General features: G+C 73.1%; 17 protein-coding genes. 3 read left to right on the forward strand and 14 right to left on the reverse strand.

The annotated features are described in order from the left end of the window. Positions 1-37: 37 nt before the first annotated feature. The 3 genes from QWU11_RS37465 to QWU11_RS37475 all read right to left on the reverse strand — a co-directional run bounded on the left by QWU11_RS37465 (position 38) and on the right by QWU11_RS37475 (position 1856). Positions 38-208, reverse strand: a complete 171-nt coding sequence (locus tag QWU11_RS37465) for a hypothetical protein (protein ID WP_290119272.1) — start codon at positions 206-208, stop codon at positions 38-40. Positions 209-301: 93 nt separating this feature from the next. After that, on the reverse strand, positions 302-1348 hold the full coding sequence (locus QWU11_RS37470) for an LLM class F420-dependent oxidoreductase (RefSeq protein WP_290119273.1): 1047 nt from the start codon (positions 1346-1348) through the stop codon (positions 302-304). Between the two features lie 55 nt (positions 1349-1403). Continuing rightward, positions 1404-1856: a PaaI family thioesterase gene (locus QWU11_RS37475; RefSeq protein ID WP_290119274.1), complete on the reverse strand. Its 453-nt coding sequence runs from the start codon at positions 1854-1856 to the stop codon at positions 1404-1406. A gap of 49 nt (positions 1857-1905) precedes the next feature. Here QWU11_RS37475 and QWU11_RS37480 point away from each other — a divergent pair, with 49 nt between their 5' ends. Beyond that, entirely contained in the window at positions 1906-2466 is a 561-nt protein-coding gene (locus QWU11_RS37480) for a TetR/AcrR family transcriptional regulator (protein ID WP_290119275.1), read from the forward strand. 42 nt (positions 2467-2508) lie between these two features. Here QWU11_RS37480 and aroQ read toward each other — a convergent pair whose 3' ends face one another. Genes aroQ through QWU11_RS37505 form a run of 5 tightly spaced genes read right to left on the reverse strand, consistent with a single transcriptional unit; the run spans position 2509 to position 8783 of the window. Continuing rightward, the gene (gene aroQ, locus QWU11_RS37485; RefSeq protein WP_290119276.1) at positions 2509-2958 is read right to left on the reverse strand and encodes a type II 3-dehydroquinate dehydratase; all 450 of its coding nucleotides are present in this window, start codon (positions 2956-2958) and stop codon (positions 2509-2511) included. A 40-nt stretch (positions 2959-2998) separates the two neighbouring features. Continuing rightward, on the reverse strand, positions 2999-4066 hold the full coding sequence (gene aroB, locus QWU11_RS37490; protein ID WP_290119277.1) for a 3-dehydroquinate synthase: 1068 nt from the start codon (positions 4064-4066) through the stop codon (positions 2999-3001). Further along, positions 4063-4563, reverse strand: coding sequence for a shikimate kinase (locus tag QWU11_RS37495; RefSeq protein WP_290119278.1), 501 nt, complete (start codon positions 4561-4563; stop codon positions 4063-4065). Before QWU11_RS37495 ends, aroB begins: the two co-directional genes overlap by 4 nt. Continuing rightward, on the reverse strand, positions 4560-5744 hold the full coding sequence (gene aroC, locus QWU11_RS37500) for a chorismate synthase (protein ID WP_290119279.1): 1185 nt from the start codon (positions 5742-5744) through the stop codon (positions 4560-4562). Before aroC ends, QWU11_RS37495 begins: the two co-directional genes overlap by 4 nt. A gap of 60 nt (positions 5745-5804) precedes the next feature. After that, complete coding sequence (locus QWU11_RS37505) at positions 5805-8783, reverse strand: glycine--tRNA ligase (RefSeq protein WP_290119280.1); 2979 nt, start codon at positions 8781-8783, stop codon at positions 5805-5807. Positions 8784-8877: 94 nt separating this feature from the next. On the opposite strand from QWU11_RS37505, the gene QWU11_RS37510 reads away from it, so the two are divergent. Next, positions 8878-9477: a hypothetical protein gene (locus QWU11_RS37510; RefSeq protein ID WP_290119281.1), complete on the forward strand. Its 600-nt coding sequence runs from the start codon at positions 8878-8880 to the stop codon at positions 9475-9477. A gap of 6 nt (positions 9478-9483) precedes the next feature. On the opposite strand, the gene QWU11_RS37515 is transcribed toward QWU11_RS37510, so the two are convergent. The 4 genes from QWU11_RS37515 to QWU11_RS37530 form a co-directional block, all read right to left on the reverse strand. Beyond that, positions 9484-10200 carry an SseB family protein gene (locus tag QWU11_RS37515; protein WP_290119282.1) on the reverse strand — a complete coding sequence of 239 codons (717 nt, stop codon included), beginning with the start codon at positions 10198-10200 and terminating at the stop codon, positions 9484-9486. Positions 10201-10232: 32 nt separating this feature from the next. Then, positions 10233-11339: a ring-opening amidohydrolase gene (locus QWU11_RS37520; RefSeq protein ID WP_290119283.1), complete on the reverse strand. Its 1107-nt coding sequence runs from the start codon at positions 11337-11339 to the stop codon at positions 10233-10235. 4 nt (positions 11340-11343) lie between these two features. After that, positions 11344-12306 (reverse strand): carbamate kinase, encoded by a 963-nt coding sequence (gene arcC, locus QWU11_RS37525; protein ID WP_290119284.1) that lies wholly within the window; start codon positions 12304-12306, stop codon positions 11344-11346. Between the two features lie 472 nt (positions 12307-12778). Then, on the reverse strand, positions 12779-13960 hold the full coding sequence (locus tag QWU11_RS37530; protein WP_290119396.1) for a pyridoxal phosphate-dependent aminotransferase: 1182 nt from the start codon (positions 13958-13960) through the stop codon (positions 12779-12781). A 59-nt stretch (positions 13961-14019) separates the two neighbouring features. Here QWU11_RS37530 and QWU11_RS37535 point away from each other — a divergent pair, with 59 nt between their 5' ends. Further along, positions 14020-14814 (forward strand): carbon-nitrogen hydrolase family protein, encoded by a 795-nt coding sequence (locus QWU11_RS37535; RefSeq protein ID WP_290119285.1) that lies wholly within the window; start codon positions 14020-14022, stop codon positions 14812-14814. On the opposite strand, the gene QWU11_RS37540 is transcribed toward QWU11_RS37535, so the two are convergent. Both QWU11_RS37540 and QWU11_RS37545 read right to left on the reverse strand, forming a co-directional pair. Next, complete coding sequence (locus QWU11_RS37540) at positions 14803-16140, reverse strand: APC family permease (RefSeq protein ID WP_290119286.1); 1338 nt, start codon at positions 16138-16140, stop codon at positions 14803-14805. The genes QWU11_RS37535 and QWU11_RS37540 overlap by 12 nt on opposite strands. 33 nt (positions 16141-16173) lie before the next feature. Further along, a complete protein-coding gene (locus tag QWU11_RS37545; RefSeq protein WP_290119287.1) occupies positions 16174-17349 on the reverse strand; it encodes a CoA transferase in 1176 nt (391 codons plus the stop codon). Positions 17350-17422 lie beyond the last annotated feature (73 nt).

Raw genomic sequence — 17422 nt, forward strand, 5'->3', positions numbered from 1 at the left:
CGCCGCCCGGCGGAACGGCGGCGGACACGGTCACGAATCAGGACATGTCCGCGTACGCGTCACAGCCGAGCCGCAGGCCGCCGCGCGTACCCGAGCGGCCGGGGCGAAGGAGCCCGGCCGCCGCAGGTGGTGCGGCGACGGCCGCCTCCCGGCCGCCGTCACCGGCGCCGGGAGGCTCGGCGACACCGTCCACGGGCCGGAGGCCCACCGCAGGCCCCCATCGGCGGAAGGCCGGTGGGCGGCCGCGGTCTCGGCGACCGGGCCGCCCGGCCGGGCACGACGCCGGGCCCCCCTGGCCGGCTCACACCGACGCGGCGAGGTCCCGAGCCTTCTCGATCAGCTTCACGCGGGCGGCGTGGTCGGCGGCGATCGGCGTGACGTTGAGGGTGGTGACGCCCGTCTCCTTCAGCGCGGCGATCCGGTCGCGTACGAAGCCCTCCGAGCCGATCAGCGAGGTCTTCTGCAGCAGCTCGTACGGGACCTTGGCGGCGGCCTCCTGCTTCTTGCCGTCGAGGTAGAGGTCCTGGATCTCCTCCGCCTCCTTCTCGTAGCCGTAGCGCCGGGCCAGGTCGTTGTAGAAGTTCTTGCCCTTGGCGCCCATGCCGCCGATGTAGAGGGCGGCCATGGGGCGGCCGAACTCCAGGTAGCCCTCGACGTCGTCGCCGATCGCCAGGCTGGCCTGCGCGACGACGTCCAGCTCGCCGAGCGAGGGGTCGCGCTTGGCCTTGCCCTTGGCCAGCGGCTCGCCCCAGACGTCGCCCGCCTTCTCCGGCAGGTAGAAGATCGGCTCCCAGCCCTCGGCCAGCTCGGCGGTCATCTCGACGTTCTTGGGGCCGAGCGAGGCGATGATGATCGGGATGCGCTCGCGTACGGGATGGTTGATCAGCTTGAGCGGCTTGCCGAGGCCCGTGCCCTGCTCGGCGGGCAGCGGCAGTTTGTAGTGCTTGCCGTCGTAGGACAGCCGCTCACGCCGCCACACCGTACGGCAGATCTCAATGATCTCGCGGGTACGGCCGATCGGCGCGTGGTACGGCACGCCGTGCCAGCCCTCGATGACCTGCGGGCCGGACGCGCCGATGCCGAGCACGAAGCGCCCGTCGGAGACGTAGTCGAGCCCGGCGGCGGTCATCGCGGTGAGGGTCGGCGTGCGCGAGTAGATCTGGAGGATGCCCGAGGCGATCTGCAGGCGCTCGGTCCGCGCGGCGATGAAGCCGAGCTGGCTCACGGCGTCGAAGCTGTAGGCCTCCGGGACGAAGACGATGTCGAGCCCGGCCTTCTCGTAGTCGGCGAGCTCGTCGACGGTCTCCCTGAAGCCCCCCGCGTAGTTGAGGGACATTCCGATGCGCATGCCGCGGTACCTCTTTTTCTGCCCGAGAACCGAATCAGATTCAGTAATAGCGTAGTCAGGCCGCGCTGAACACCATGCACGTGCTGGTGCCGTGCGCGACGAGGCGCCCCTGGTCGTCGGTGACGCGTCCCTCGGTGGTGGCGATCCGGCCGCCCAGGTGGATGGTCGTTCCCTCACAGCGCAGCTTGACGCCGTCGAGCCGTACGGGCCGGATGAAGTTCACCTTGAGCTCGAGCGTGGTGTAGCCGGCGGTCCCCTCGGGCAGCGAGGCGTGCACCGAGCAGGCCATCGCCGAGTCGAGCAGGGTGCTGCAGACGCCGCCGTGCAGGGTGCCCAGCGGGTTGCCGAGGTCCGGGCGGGTCTCCAGCGTGAACACCACGCGGCCCGGCTCCAGGACCTCCAGCGACATGTCCAGCAACGACGCGATGCCGGGCGCGCGCTCCCCGAGCAACGCCGAGATCTGTTCGAGTCCGGTCGCCACGATCGCCTCCTCTATGACGCTTGTCATAGTGAGCGTTCTCTATGATGGGCGTCATAGTCAAGGTGGTGTATGTCATATGGCCTCCGACGCCCGTGAGCGCATGGTGCGCAGCGCGGCCTATCTGTTCCGCGAGCGCGGCTTCAGCGGTACGGCGTTCAGCGACGTGATCGCGCACAGCGGCGCCCCCCGCGGCTCGATCTACCACCACTTCCCCGGCGGCAAGATGCAGCTCGCCGAGGAGGCGGTCCGCTACGCCGGCGACCACCTGGGCGCGGGCGTACGCGCGGCGCGCCGCGACGACGACCCGGTGGCGGCGGTCCGGGGTTTCCTCGGCTGGTGGCGGCGCGTCCTGGTCAAGAGCGACTTCCGGGCCGGCTGCCCGATCGTCGCGGTGACCGTGGAGTCCCGGCTCACCGAGGCGGCGGCCGACGCCTTCGGCCGCTGGCAGGACGCCCTGGCCGCCGGCCTGGTCTCGGCCGGCGCGGGGCGGGCGCGGGCCGCCCGGCTCGCCACGCTCATCGTCGCCTCCGTCGAGGGCGCCACCATCTTGTGCCGGGCGCGCCGCTCGCTGGAGCCGCTCGACGACGTCGCCGCGGAGCTGGAGGAGCTCATCGCCTCGGCGTGCGAGACCGGCTGAGCGACCGCCCGGGCCGTACGCGGCGCCTCGGCCGCGGGTGAGTCAGCTCTCGGCGAGGAGCTCGGCGACGGCCTGGAGTGCCAGGACGTAGGAGTAGACGCCGAACCCGGCGACGGTGCCCGAGGCCACGGCCGCCACGACCGAGGTGTGGCGAAACTCCTCGCGCGCGGCGGGGTTGGACAGGTGCACCTCGATCAGCGGCGCGGTGCGCTGGGCGATGGCGTCGCGCAGGGCGTAGGAGTAGTGGGTGAAGGCGGCGGGGTTCAGCACGACCGGCAGGCGGCCGTCGGCGGCCTCGTGCAGCCAGCCCACGAGCTCGGCCTCGTCGTCGGTCTGGCGCACCTCGGCGTGCAGGCCGAGCCGGCGGCCGGTGTCGCGGCACAGCGCCGCCAGGTCATCGAAGGTCGCCGCGCCGTAGACCTCGGGCTCGCGGCTGCCGAGCCGGCCGAGGTTGGGGCCGTTGAGGACCAGGACCTCGCCGATGCCGGTCATGAGCCCTCCTTCGCCGGGCCCTGGCCCGTGATCCGCCCACTCATCGTGCCACCCGTTCGTACGCGCGCTTCAGCAGGTCCTCGTCCGGGTCCTCCAGGCGGCCCGGCTCGGCGACGCCGTCGAGGACGACGAAACGGAGCCGCGAGCCCCGCGCCTTCTTGTCGATGCGCATCGCGTCGCGCAGCGACGGCCAGGCCTCGGCGGGATAGGACGTCGGCAGGCCCACGGAGCTGAGAACGGCCCGGTGGCGGTCCACCACCTTGGCGTCGAGCCGGCCGGCCAGGTGCGACAGCTCGGCGGCGTAGACCATGCCGATGGCGACGGCGTCACCGTGCCGGAAGCGGTAGGCCTCGACCTTCTCGATCGCGTGGCCGAGCGTGTGGCCGTAGTTGAGGATCTCCCGCAGCCCGCTCTCCTTGAGGTCCTCCGCCACGACCCGCGCCTTGATGGTGACGGCGCGCTCGGTGAGCTCCAGGGTGTGCGGCCCGTCGGGCCGGCCCGCGGCCTCCGGGTCGTCCTCGACCAGCTCCAGGATGCGGGGGTCGGCGATGAACCCGGCCTTGATCGTCTCGGCCAGGCCGCTGACGTAGTCGGCGCGCGGAACGGTCACGAGCGTGGCCAGGTCGCACAGGACCCCGGCGGGCGGGTGGAAGGCGCCGACGAGGTTCTTGCCCTCGGGGATGTCGATCGCGGTCTTGCCGCCGACGGCGGCGTCGACCATGCCGAGGAGCGTGGTGGGCATCAGCACGGCGCGGACGCCGCGCAGCCAGGTCGCGGCGGCGAACCCGGCGAGGTCGGTCGTCGCTCCCCCGCCGACGCCGACGACCGCGTCCGTACGGGTCATGCCGAAGCCCGCGAACGCCGACCAGAGGCCGGCGAGCACCGTGACCTCCTTGCCGGCCTCGCCGTCGGGCACCGGCACGGGCCGCGCGTCGTACCCGGCGTCGGCCAGTGCGTGGCACACCGGCCGGGCGATCTCGGGCAGTCCCTCGGCGTGCACGACCGCGACGATCCCGGCGTCGCCGAGCAGCGACGGCAGCTCGCTGAGCACCCCGGTGCCGATCACCACGTCGTACGGCGCCTCGCCGCCGACCGTGATCCGGGTCACTCGAGCCCCTCGACGATCTCGTCCACGATCGCGGCGGGCTCGCGGTCGTCGGTGAGGACTCTGATCGACGCGAGGCCCTCGTAGATCGGGCGGCGTTCTTCCATCAGCTTGCGGAACTGGCTGCGCGGGTTGAGCACGAGCAGCGGCCGCGCCGAGGCGAGCCCGACGCGCTTGACCGCGTCCGACAGCCCGACCTCCAGGTAGACCACGGGCAGGCCGTCGAGGGCGGACCGGGTCACCGGGTCGAGGATCGCGCCGCCGCCGAGGGCGACGACGCCCTCGTGCGCGGCGAGGGCCTCGCCGACGGCGGAGCGTTCGAGCGCGCGGAAGCGCTCCTCGCCGTCGTCGACGAAGATATCGCCGATCGGCTTGCCGGCGGTGGCCTCGACGTCGTGGTCGGTGTCGCGGAAGGCGACGCCGAGACGCTCGGCGAGCAGCTCGCCGACGGTGGTCTTGCCCGATCCGGGCGGGCCGATGACGACGGCCTTCGGACTCATTTGATCACCAACGAGGATAGGTAGGACTGCAGGTTGCGCGCCGTCTCCTCGGCGGAGTCGCCGCCGAACTTCTCCAGCGCGGCCTCGGCGACGACCAGCGCGACCATCGCCTCCGCGACCACGCCTGCCGCGGGCACGGCGGTGACGTCGCTGCGCTGGTTGATCGCCTTGGCCGGCTCGCCGGTCTTGACGTCGATCGTGTTCAGCGCGCGCGGCACCGTCGAGATGGGCTTCATCGCGGCGCGGACCCGCAGGACCTCGCCGGTCGTCATGCCGCCCTCGACGCCGCCCGCGCGGTTGCTCAGCCGCCGGATGTCATCCGTGCCGTCCTCGCGCGCGATCTCGTCGTGGGCCTGGGAGCCCCGGCGCGCGGCGGTACGGAAGCCGTCGCCGAGCTCCACGCCCTTGATCGCCTGAATGCCCATCAGCGCGCCGGCGAGGCGCGAGTCGAGGCGGCGGTCCCAGTGCACGTGACTGCCCAGGCCGGGCGGCAGGCCGTGCACCACGACCTCGACGACCCCGCCGAGGGTGTCGCCGTCCTTCTTGACCTGCTCGATGTGCTCCACGATCGCCGCGCTCGTGCCCGGGTCCAGGCAGCGGACCGGGTCGGCGTCGATGCGTTCGAGGTCGCCGGGCTCGGGCAGCACGTCGTCCGGGACGCTCACCTCGCCGAGCGCGACCACGTGGCTGAGGATCTCCACGCCGAGCACCTGGCGGCAGAAGGCGCGCGCCACCTCGCCGATCGCCACCCGGGCGGCCGTCTCGCGGGCGCTGGCGCGCTCGAGCACCGGCCGCGCGTCGTCGAAGCCGTACTTCTGCATGCCGACGAGGTCGGCATGGCCCGGGCGCGGACGGGACAGCGGCGCGTTGCGCGCCTGCTGGGCGAGCAGGTCGGCGTCGACCGGGTCGGCCGACATCACCGTCTCCCACTTGGGCCACTCGGAGTTGCCCACGCGGATCGCGATCGGGCCGCCGAGCGTGCGGCCGTGGCGGATGCCGCCGATGATCTCGACCTCGTCCTGCTCGAACTTCATCCGGGCGCCGCGTCCGTACCCCAGCCGCCGGCGGCGCAGCGCCTCGGCGATGTCGGCCGAGGTCACGGCCACACCGGACGGCAGCCCTTCGAGGATCGTGGCGAGGGCAGGTCCGTGCGACTCCCCCGCGGTCAGCCAGCGCAACATGCGGTAAATACTTTCATGCGGTCGACTCCGCTTTCACAACTGTCCAACCGTACGGGGGCCTCAGGCGATCTCACGCCAGTCCAGGACGTCCGCCACGAGGTCGCCGATCGCGGCCAGCAGGCCCAGGCGGTTCGCCCGTACGGCCGGGTCCTCGGCCATGACCAGCACCTTGTCGAAGTAGTCGTCGATGGGCTCGACGAGCGCCTCGGCGACCGTGGCGAACTCCGGCAGCGGCAGCGGGCCGCCGCGCGCCTTCTCCACGACGCCCGCCAGGGCGGTGGAGAGCGTGCGTTCGGCCTCGTCCTCGAACAACCCGGGGTCGAAGGCGGCGGGCGCGTCCGCCGGAACGATCCGCAGCACCCGCTGGAGCGCGGCCGTCAGGCGGCCGAACCCCTCGGACTCGGACAGTCCCTCCAGGTCGGCGGCGTCCCGTGCGGCACGCGCGGGCGTCGCGGCGTGCGGCATGACGGCGCGGACGACGTGCACGGGGTGGCCGGACTCCAGGAGCGCCTGCTCCAGCCGCCGCGCGGTGAGGCGCCCGGCCTCGCGTACGGCGTCCGCGTCCACTTCCACGGGCTGGCAGGCGGCCGCGATCGCCAGGCCGTCGTCCACCCGGATGCCGGCGAGCCGGGCGTGCGCGCGCAGGACCGCGGTGAGGCCGAGCGCGGCCCGGCGCAGGCCGTACGGGTCGGAGCTGCCGGTCGGCGCGGCGCCCACGCCGAACAGCCCGGCGAGCAGGTCGAGCCGGTCGGCCACCGACAGCAGCGCACCCGGCAGCGAGACGGGGAGGGCGTCGCCGGCCGAGCGGGGCAGCTCCATCTCCACGAGCGCCTCGGCGACCGCCTCGGGCTCTCCGGCGCGCCGGGCGTACTCCCCGGCCATCGTCCCGGCGAGGCTGGACAGCTCGATGACCATGTGGGAGGCGAGGTCGAACTTGGCGAGCCGGGCCGCGCGGTCGAGCGTCGCGCGTTCTTCGTCGTCGAGGTCGACGCGCTCGGCGAGGACCGCGGCGATCGAGCGGATCCGGCCGGCCCGGTCGGCCATCGAGCCGAGGCGCTCCTCGAAGGTCAGGGCGGCCAGGCCGTTCGTCAGCTCCTCCGGGGGCGTGCGCAGGTCGGCCGCGAAGAAGAACGACGCGTCCTCGAACCGCGCCCGCAGCACCGCCTCGTTGCCGGCGCGGACGACGCCGGTGTCGCAGGCGCCGTTCGCGACCGCCACGAAGTGCGGCAGGAGGCGCCCGGCGGCGCGGACGTGGAGGTAGCGCTGGTGCTTGCGCATGACCGTGGTGAGCACCTCGGCGGGCAGGTCGAGGTAGCGCTCGCTGAAGGAGCCGAGGATGGCGACGGGCTCCTCGACGAGGTTGACGACCTCGTCCAGGACGGTCTCGTCGGGCGTGCCGCCGGCCGTCGCGGCCAGCTCGGCCGCCGCCGCGACGATGCGCTCGCGGCGCAGGCCGGCGTCCGGCTCGATCCCGTGCGAGCGCAGCGTGGCGAGGAACTCCCCGGCCTCGGCGACCTCGATCACCGGCTCGGCGGCGGTCCGGTGCACACGGGTCGTACGGCCGCTGTCCAGCGTCGCCACCGAGAACGGGACGACGTGCTCGCCGAGGAGCGCGGTGATCCAGCGGATCGGGCGGCTGTAGGACAGGCCGGGCGCGTTCCAGCGCATGTTGCGGTCGGCGCGCAGTCCGGTGACGACGCCGGGAAGGACGTCGGCGAGCACCTCGGCCGCCGGGCGGCCGGTGACCTTCTGGACGAGCCCGACGTACTCCCCGCCGTTCACCGTGATCGCCGCCAGGTCCTCGACGCCGGCGCCCTGGCCGCGGGCGAAGCCCAGGGCGGCCTTGGTGGGCGCGCCGTCGGCGTCGTAGGCGGCCGAGCGGCGCGGGCCGCGTACGGTGCGCTCGACGTCGTCCTCGCGCGGCCGCACGTCCTCGACCACCGCGACGACCCGCCGGGGCCCGGACAGGACCTGGACCCCGCCGTGGCGGAGCCGCGTGCCCTTCAGGAGCTCGGTGAGGCTGTCGCGTACGGCTCCGGCGACGCGTTCGGTCTCGGTGGCGGGGAGCTCCTCGAACCCGATCTCGAAGGCCAGTGCCGCGGGCTCCTCGATCCGGGGGAACTCGCTGGGACGGCGTTCGGGGGCGGGGGGCGTGACGGCGTCGCCGAGGGGGTGGCCGAGCTCCTCCCGGCGGGCGGCCCACAGGCCCGCCACCTCGTGCGCGAGCGTGCGCATGCGGGCGAAGGCGGTGGCGCGCTCGGTGGTGCCGACGGCGCCGCGGGCGTCCAGCACGTTGAAGACGTGGGAGCACTTGAGCACGTACGAGTGGGCGGGCACCGGCAGCCGGGCCTCGATCAGGCGCCGCGCCTCGGCCTCGTACGCGGTGAACAGCGCGCGGTTGGCCTCGACGTCGGCGTCGTCGAGGTAGTAGCGGCTCATCTCGTACTCGGCCTGGCCGAACGCCTCGCCGTAGGACAGGCCGGGGGCGTACTCGATGTCCTTGAAGTGCCCGACGCCCTGGAGCGCCATGATGATGCGCTCCATGCCGTAGGTGATCTCGACCGACACCGGGTCGAGCGCGATGCCGCCGGACTGCTGGAAGTAGGTGAACTGGGTGATCTCAAGCCCGTCGAGCCAGACCTCCCAGCCGAGCCCCCAGGCGCCGAGGGCGGGCGAGGCCCAGTTGTCCTCCACGAAGCGCACGTCGTGGGCGTTCAGGTCGATGCCGAGAGCGGTGAGGCTGCCGAGGTAGCGCTCCTGCGCGTCGCCGGGCTCGGGCTTGAGGATGACCTGGTACTGCGTGTGGGTCTGGAGCCGGTTGGGGTTGTCGCCGTAGCGCGAGTCGTCCGGGCGGACGCTGGGCTCGACATAGCCGACCTTCCACGGCTCGGGCCCGAGGACCCGCAGCGCGGTCGCCGGGTTGAGTGTGCCGGCGCCGACCTCGGTGTTCATGGGCTGGACGATGGCGCAGCCCTGTGCGGCCCAGTATTCGGTGAGCCGGATCAGGGCGTCCTGCATCGTCAACGTCGTCGTCGGCATCCCCGAAGCCTAGCCATCGGGGCGATGCCGCCGGGCCCGATGGCCGGGGCCGAGCACCTTACGGCCGCGCCGCCGTTCGTCCATACTCAGCCGCATGCGGCGATCCGATCGAGTGGCACTGATCTGTCTCGGCGCCGGCGTGGTGCTGATCCTCGGCGCGATCCAGGTGATCGGGATGCTCGACGCACCGCCACGCACGCCCGGCGACCTGTGCCCCTCGAGCCCCTCCGGCGACGTCGGGGACCACCGGGCGAAGGCGGCGCCGTACGAGGGCGCGGGCCCGCACCCGATCGTGGCGGCGGGCCCGGCGTGGCAGGAGCGCTGGAGCGGCTTACCCGCGACCTGGGGACCGCCGCGCGAGGACGCCTCCCTGGTCCAGCTCGTCGCCTGCGTCTACTCGCACGTGACCTCGACGGCGACGAAGACGTGCACGTACGGCCTGCACGACCGCCCCGGGAAGACGATCCGGCTGACCCAGCTGGCCACGGTGTACACCGTCGAGGTGTACCAGGCCGGGAGCGCCGCGAAGGTCGCGTCGCTCCGGGTGCCGGGCGCCTCCCTGTGCCAGTACACCCAAAACGTGCCGACCGGGAAGGACGGTCGGCCCACCGCGACGACCGTCGCTCAGTTCCTGTCCGCCCAGGACCTCGTCAAGGCCCTACGCCCGTACGTGGAGGGCACCGCGAACGGCTAGGACCTGTCACGAACGGGGACTTCGAGACAGGCCCTGGAGCGGGGCCAGGGTGAGTTCGACGCCGCCGGTGACGTGGCCGTTCAGGTGCTCGGACAGCCGGGTGGCGGCGGTGTTCAGGACCGGCCGGCGGTCGGCGTCCTCGGCGAGACGGAGGCGGACCGCCAGTGCCGCCTGGGTGCCGGGGCCGACCTGGACGCCGGTGACGCCGGGAAGGCCGCCGACCGCCGCGTGCACGGCGGCGAGCACGTGCGGGTCCTCGTGCGGGGCGGTGATGGTGCCGCCCTCGGCCAGGACGTGGAGGCGCGCGCCCTCGATCGTGTACGGGAACGGGCCCGCCACGTCGATGACCACGGCGTCGGCGGGCTCGTCCACGGCCGCCTGGCACGCCTGCCGTACGCGGACGGCGACCGGCCGTGCGTCCGGGCGCCAGCGGGCCAGGGCGGCGGTGGAGGTGAAGGCGAGAACGGCGCGCCGCCCGTCCTCGCCGACGAGGGTCGGGAGGGCCATCTCGCTCTCCTTCTCGCGCCGCAGGCCCTCGACGGTCTCGTCCTCGGTGAGGATGGCGACGACCGGGACGAGCAGGCGTGAGCCGGTGAGGGCGGCCAGCACGGCGTGCTCACCGCCCTGCCCCTCGGCGTAGGCGCGCAGGGCCGCCTCCACGGCGGCCGCCGCCGTGCCGTCGTCGTCGGGGAACTCGGGCTGCGGGATGTTACGTCCGGACACGACAGACCAGCGTATCCCTCACCCGCGGCGGGTCAGCCCAGGTCGGCGATGGCCGCGACCGGGCCGCCGCCGGACGGGCCCTGGTGGACCGCGGCGACCGAGACGAACGCGGCCGGGTCGCCGGTGACCGACGCGGTCACGCCGCCGACGCACGCCTTGATCTGGCGGTGCCAGTGCACGTCCGAGTCGTCCAGCATGATGTTGCGGCGGCCGCGCACCGAGCCCGACGGGTCGGCCTCGCACTTGAGGAAGACGTTGACGAGCCGGTCGCCCAGGTCGCTCGGGTGGGGGCGGTCGGGCAGGTCCAGGCCGGAGGAGCGGATCGCCTCCCAGATGCCGTCGGCGTCCAGGGCGTCCTTCATCACGCTGTGGCCGATGCGGTAGCGGCCGCCGATGCCGGTGACGTTGCCGACCACGACGATCTGGGCCCGGTCGAGCTCGACGCCCGAGGAGCAGGAGGCGACCGAGGAGTACAGCGACAGGTCCTTGTGGATCTGCGCGGCCGACGGCGTCTCGATCTCGCCCAGCGCCACGGCGATGCCGAGCGCCGTCGTGGAGTTGGAGATGTCCATCGACTTGAGGGTGTCCTCGGTGAAGACGTCGTGCCCGCGGCTCTTGGCGTCGTTGATCGTGTCCAGGGTCAGCAGCGGCGTCTTGGTCTGCACGTAGTGCACGTCGGCGGGGTCCTGGATCCCGGCGGCCTTCATCGCGTCGCGTACGCCGGCGGCGACCTTCTCCACCATCGCCGGGCGGCCGATGTCCTCGGGGAGGATCACCTCGCTCATGGCGACGCCGACCGAGACCCGCGGCTCGTCGGAGACCGGCGCGGCGTCCGCCGCCACGGTCGCGAAGATCGTCGCGTGCGGGCTGAGGACCCCGTCGGTGCCCCCGGACCACACGAGCGGCACCTGGGCGGCCTCCTCCGGCGTGCGGGTGCCCTTGGTGACCAGGACCTCGCGGAACGCGCGGTCGGCGAGGATGCGGGTGTAGTCGTTGACACCGCCGTTGCCCTCGGTCTTGCCGATCACGGCAAGGACGCGGTCGGCCTCGATCACGCCGTCGTCGATCAGCCGGGCCAGCCCCGAAGCGTCCGTGACGCTCTCGATGGCGACCTTGCGTACCTCAATCGGGTCCGGCATGTCCTCACCCTTCTGACAGGTCGTGCTCGATGACTGTTCCGGCCTTGCCGTCCGCGGCGTCGCCGATGAGCTCCAGCGACGTGATCGCCGCGCGCCGGCCGCCCGAGGCGACGAACCGTACGGCCGCCTCGACCTTGGGTCCCATGCTGCCCCCGGCGAAGTGCCCCTCGGCCGCGTACGCCCGCATCCGCCCGACGGTCGTGCGGCCGATCGGCCGCTCGTCCGGGGTGCCGTACCCGGCCATGGCGCACTCGACGTTGGTCGCGATGACGAGCGTCGTCGCGCCCACGTGGCGGGCCAGGAGCTGGGCGGCGAGGTCCTTGTCGATCACCGCTTCGACGCCGCGGTAGCCGCCGTTCTCGCGGACCACCGGCACTCCCCCGCCGCCGGCCGCCACGACGATGAACCCCGCCGCGATCAGCGCGTCGACCGCGGGCGCGTCGAGGATCTCCAGCGGCTCCGGCGAGGCCACGACCCGGCGCCAGCCCTTGGCGCCGAACGAGCGCCAGGTCTGCCCGAGCGCGCCGAACCGCTCGGCGTCGCGGGCGGAGAAGTAGCGGCCCACGGGCTTGGCCGGGTCGGTGAAGCCGGGGTCGGCGGCGTCCACGAGCGTGCGGGTCGCGACCACGGCCACCTGCCGGTCGACGTCGCGCGCGGCCAGGGCGCGCTGCAGGGCGTTGAGCAGCAGGACGCCGATGGTCGCCTGGGTCTGCGCCCCGCACCAGTCGAGGGGTACGGGCGGGACCACGCGGGCGGCGAGCTGGTTCTTGATCAGCAGGTTGCCGACCTGCGGGCCGTTGCCGTGGGTCAGCACGACCTGCGTGCCGGCCGCCACCAGGTCGGCGATGGGCTCGACCGCGGCGGCGACGGCGCGCCGCTGGGCGTCCGGCGTCGCGCTTCCGTCCGGCCCGGTCATCGCGTTGCCGCCGAGCGCGATGAGGACCCGCTCGCCATTCGCGGTGGTCACGAGGGTGAACCTAGCCTTTCCGTAGGCGGCCGTTCTCGGGCAGAGTATGCCCAAGAACGGCCGCCTCCTTCGGCACGATGTGTCTCAGGGGCGGCCGGACGGCCCGCCGACCGGTACGCCACGGATACCGCGCGCCCGTGGCCCACGACTCGTGGGCGAGGAGCGCCCCGAGCGCTGGTCCACGATCGGCCGGGACTCCTCGTCCCGGTCCGGCAGGGCCGGCGCCGTTCCCGTACGGCCCAGGCGGTCCTTGACGGTGCCGTCTTCACCCCCGGCAGGCGGGGCGGCACCCGGTAGAGCGCGGCCTTGGAGCTCGGGCGAGCCGGCCGCCTTCCACCTCGCCTCGTCCTCCCTGGTGGGGGAGGCGACGGCGGGCGGCGCGCCGTCGCGTTCGATGACGTGGTCGGCGATCGCGGCCGGCGTGGGACAGCGCGTACGCGAGGACCCGCCGGTGGTGCTCGGGCGGGCGGCCCTACACCGCGATCCGGGCGAGTCGGTCGCGGGCGTCGTCGATGACCTCGTCGCGCTTGCAGAACGCGAACCGGACGTACGGGTCGCCGGCGTCGGAGTCGTAGAAGACCTGCGCGGGGATGGCGACGATGCCCGCGCGCTCGTGCAGGGCCCGGCAGAAGTCGCGTCCGTCGGCGAATCCGAGCGGCCGTACGTCGGCCTGGACGAAGTAGGTGCCCTGGGCGCGCAGCGCGGTGAGCCCGGCCGCCTGGATGCCCTCGGTCAGCTTGTCGCGTTTGGCCTGCAGTGAGACCCGCAGCGCCTCGACCCAGTCCAGTTCCGAGCGGAGCGCGTACGCGACGGCGCGCTGGTAGGGGGCGCTCGCGGTGAAGGTGAGGAACTGCTTGACGGTCTGGGCCGCGCGGACGTACTCCGGCGGTGCGGTGAGCCAGCCGGTCTTCCAGCCGGTGACCGAGAACGTCTTGCCCGCCGAGGAGATCGCTATCGTACGCTCGCGCATGCCGGGCAGCGTGGCGAGCGGCACGTGCTCGGCGTCGTCGAAGGTCAGGTATTCGTACACCTCGTCGGTGACCGCGACCAGGTCGTGCTCGCGGCACACCTCCGCGATGACCTCCAGCTCGCCGCGGTCGAACACCGTGCCGGTCGGGTTGTGCGGGGAGTTGAGCAGGATCAGGCGGGTGCGCGGGGTGACGGCGGCGCGCAGCTCGTCCGGGTCGAAGGTGAACCGGTCGCCGGAGGGCCGCAGCGTGACCGCGCGGCGTACGGCGCCGGACAGGGCGATGATCGCCGCGTACGAGTCGTAGTAGGGCTCGAAGACGATCACCTCGTCGCCCACGTCGGCGAGCGCGAGGAGCGTCGCGGCGATCGCCTCGGTGGCGCCGACGGTGACGAGCACCTCGCCGTCGGGGTCGTAGGCCAGGCCGTAGCGCTCGGCGCGCTGGGCGGCGACCGCCTCGCGCAGCTCGGGCAGGCCGGGGCCGGGAGGGTACTGGTTGGCGCCGCCGAGGATCGCCTCCGCCGCGGTCTCGAGCAGTTTCGCGGGTCCGTCGGTGTCGGGGAAGCCCTGGCCGAGGTTGACCGCTCCGGTACGGATGGCCAGCGCCGTCATCTCGGCGAACACGGTGGTGCCGAACCCCTGCATCCGCGCGACGAGCGGATCGATGTTGACCGTCACCCGGCTCAGGGTAACAACGCGGTCGGGAGCCTGTGCCACAGTGGAAGCCCGCGGTGGAGGAGTGCGCGATGCGAGTGGCCCTGTGTCAGATCACGGTCGGCGACGACCCCAAGGAGAACCTGGAGCGGGCCCGCGAGGCCCTGGCCGAGGCCGCGGACGCGGATCTGGCGATCCTGCCCGAGGCGGCGCTGGTGCGCTTCGGCGGCGACCTCGCCGCCGTCGCCGAGCCCCTGGACGGGCCATGGGTGACGGGCCTGGCCGAGGCCGCGCGAGAGCACGGCACGGCGGTGATCGCGGGCGTGTTCGAGCCGGCGGCCGCGGGCCGGGTGTTCAACACGGCCGTGGCCATCGACGCCTCCGGCGAGCTCGTCGGCTCGTACCGGAAGATCCACCTGTTCGACGCCTTCCACGACCGCGAGTCGGAGTTCGTCGACTCCGGCGACGCGCCGGTGACCGTCGAGCTGTGCGGCGTACGGATCGGCCTGATCACCTGCTATGACATCCGGTTCCCCGAGCTGGCACGCGCCCTGGTCGACGCGGGCGCGGAGATGTTCGCGGTGATCGCCGCCTGGGCGCAGGGCCCCTTCAAGGAGGAGCACTGGGTCACGATGGTGCGCGCCCGCGCGATCGAGAACACCATCTGGGTGGCGGCGACGGGCAAGGCGCCCGACCTGACGGCTCCGCCGCGCGGCCGGCCGGGCGGCGTGGGCCGCAGCATGCTCGTGGACCCGATGGGCGTCGTCCAGGCCGACCTGGGCCCCTCGCCGTCCGTACGCCTCGCCGAGATCGACCTGGGCCTCACCGACCGGGTGCGGAAGGTCCTGCCGTCCCTGTCCCACCGCCGCCCGGACCTACTCGGCTGAGGCTGAGGACGCCTTCGCCCGGCCTCCGGTGACGAAGACGACCACGCCGACGGCCAGCCACCCCGCGGCGACGACCTTCGCCAGGGTGGTCGCCGAGACCATGATCCAGATGGACACGGCGGCGCCCAGGACCGGGATGACCAGGTGGGGGATCCACAGGCGGCTGCCGTGGCGGATGACGAAGTAGCCGACCACCGACACGTGCAGGAGCGTGAAGGCGGCCAGGGCGCCCATGTTCACGATCGACACGAGCACGTCCAGGCCGTCCGAACGCCGGGCGGCCCACACCGACACGACCAGGCTGACCGCCGCCGTCGTCAGCAGTGCCGCGCGGGGCACCTGGGACCGCTCGTCGACCGAGGCCAGGGCCTTCGGCAGGCCGCGGTCGCGCGCCATGCCGTACAGGAGTCGTGAGGCCGCCGCGACCGCCGCCATCGCCGTGAACGCCGGGCCGACGCCCTTGACCACCGCGAACGCCCGCTGCATCCACGTCCCGATGGCCGTCTTCGTCATGGTGTAGAACGCGGTGCCCTGCTCGGCGGGCACCTGGGCGAGGTGGCGCGGGGTGACGGGCATGAGCAGCCCGGCCAGGTAGGTCTGCGCGACGAAGAGCAGGCCGGCGACGCCGAGGCAGAACAGCACGGCCCGGCCGACCTGGCGTTCGTCGCCGGTGTTCTCCTCGGCGAAGGAGGCGATCGCGTCGAAGCCGAGGAAGGACAGGACCGCGACCGAGACGGCCCCCATCACGGCGGCCGTCGTGGTGCCCCCGACGCCGATCGCCGGCGAGAGCCACGGCCGGGCCGGGCCCTTCATGATCAGCACGACGACCGCGGCGATGACGAACACCGCCAGCAGCACGATCTCCACCACGAGCACGACGAAGCCGACCCGCGCGGCCAGGTGCACGCCGACGAGGTTCAGCAGCGTCGTGGAGACGAACGCGATCGCGGTGAACACCCAGGCCGGCACCGAGGGCACCAGCGAGTGCAGGGCGATGCCGCAGAACAGGTAGCCGACGGCGGGGATCAGAAGGTAGTCCAGCATCGCCAGCCAGCCCGCCACGAACCCGGCGGGACGCCCGATGCCGATGCTCGCGTAGGCGTACACCGACCCGGCGTGCGGCACCTGCCGTGACATCTGCGCGTACGAGAGCGCGGTGAAGGCCATCGCGAGCGTCGCCACGAGGTAGACGAGGGCGACGGACCCGGAGCTCTTGGCGTCGAGGACGCCGAAGACGCCCACCGGGGCCAGCGGCCCGATGAACAGCAACCCGTAGACGATCAGATCACCCGACGACAGGCTGCGGCGGAGCACCTGCGGCTCCAATCAACCTCCCCCGAAGCGCGACGAACCCGCAGGTCAGGAATCTACCTGGTCCAGCCACGAGAGGACGTCACGGGTGTCTTGCCCCAGCTCCGGCGGCGCGGTGTGCTCGCGCGGCGGCACGCCCTCGAAGCGCAGGGACGGGCCCGGCAGCTCGATCGGGCCGAGGACCGGATGCTCGACCTCGATGACGAGCCCCTGGGACCGGGTCTGGTCCCACGCGTAGACCTCGTCGATCGAGCGGATCGCCCCCGCCGGTACGCCCACCTCGGCGAGCCGGGCGAGCCAGTGCTCCCGCGTACCGGTCTCGAAGGCCTTCTCGATCAGCGCGCCGAGCTCCGCGCGGTTGCGGGACCGGTCGGCACCGGTGGAGAACCGCGGGTCGTCGGGGTCGATCCCGACGACGGGCGCGAATCTCCGCCACAGCCCCTGGTTGGCCACGCCCACCTGAAGCAGGCCGTCGCCGCACCGGTAGCTGCCGTACGGCGCGATCGAGGGGTGGTCGTTGCCGATGGCCTCGGGCACCTCACCGGCCACCGTCCACCGGGTCGCCTGGTAGGCGTGCGCGCCGACGACGGAGGCCAGCAGCGAGGTGCGGACCACACGGCCGCGCCCGGTGCGCGTGCGCTCGTACAGTGCCGCGACGATGCCGTACGCGCCGTTCACGCCGGCGAGGATGTCGCAGATCGACATGCCCATCTTGGTCGGCTGGTCCGGCGCGGGCCCGGTGACGCTCATGATCCCGGCCTCGCCCTGCACGATCGCGTCGTACCCGGGCCGCCCGCCCTCGGGGCCGTCGTGCCCGAACCCGGAGATCGACAGGATGACCAGGCCCGGGTTGATCTCGTGCATCCGCTCGAAGGAGAAGCCGAGCCGGTCCAGGACGCCGGTGCGGAAGTTCTCGGCGAGGACGTCGGCGTGGCGGATCAGCCGGGTGAGCGTCTCCTTGCCCTCGTCGGACTTCAGGTCGAGGGTGATCGACTCCTTGTTCCGGTTGCAGGACAGGAAGTAGGTGCTGACACCGGGGTCCACGCCCTCCTGCCCGGGCGCGGTGGCGAACGGCGGCCCCCACTGCCGGGTCTCGTCGCCCGTACCCGGCTGCTCGACCTTGATCACGCGAGCGCCGAGGTCGGCGAGCATCATCGTCGCGTGCGGGCCGGACAGGACACGGGTGAGGTCGAGCACGACGATGCCCTCGAGTGGACCGTTCATCAGCCGACTGCCTCCAAGATCAGGGAGTGAAGCGCCTACCGGGCAGTATGGCCGCCGTGGTCGCGGCGGCGCC

It is taken from the genome of Actinomadura sp. DC4 (assembly GCF_030406325.1).
Taxonomy (GTDB): domain Bacteria; phylum Actinomycetota; class Actinomycetes; order Streptosporangiales; family Streptosporangiaceae; genus Actinoallomurus.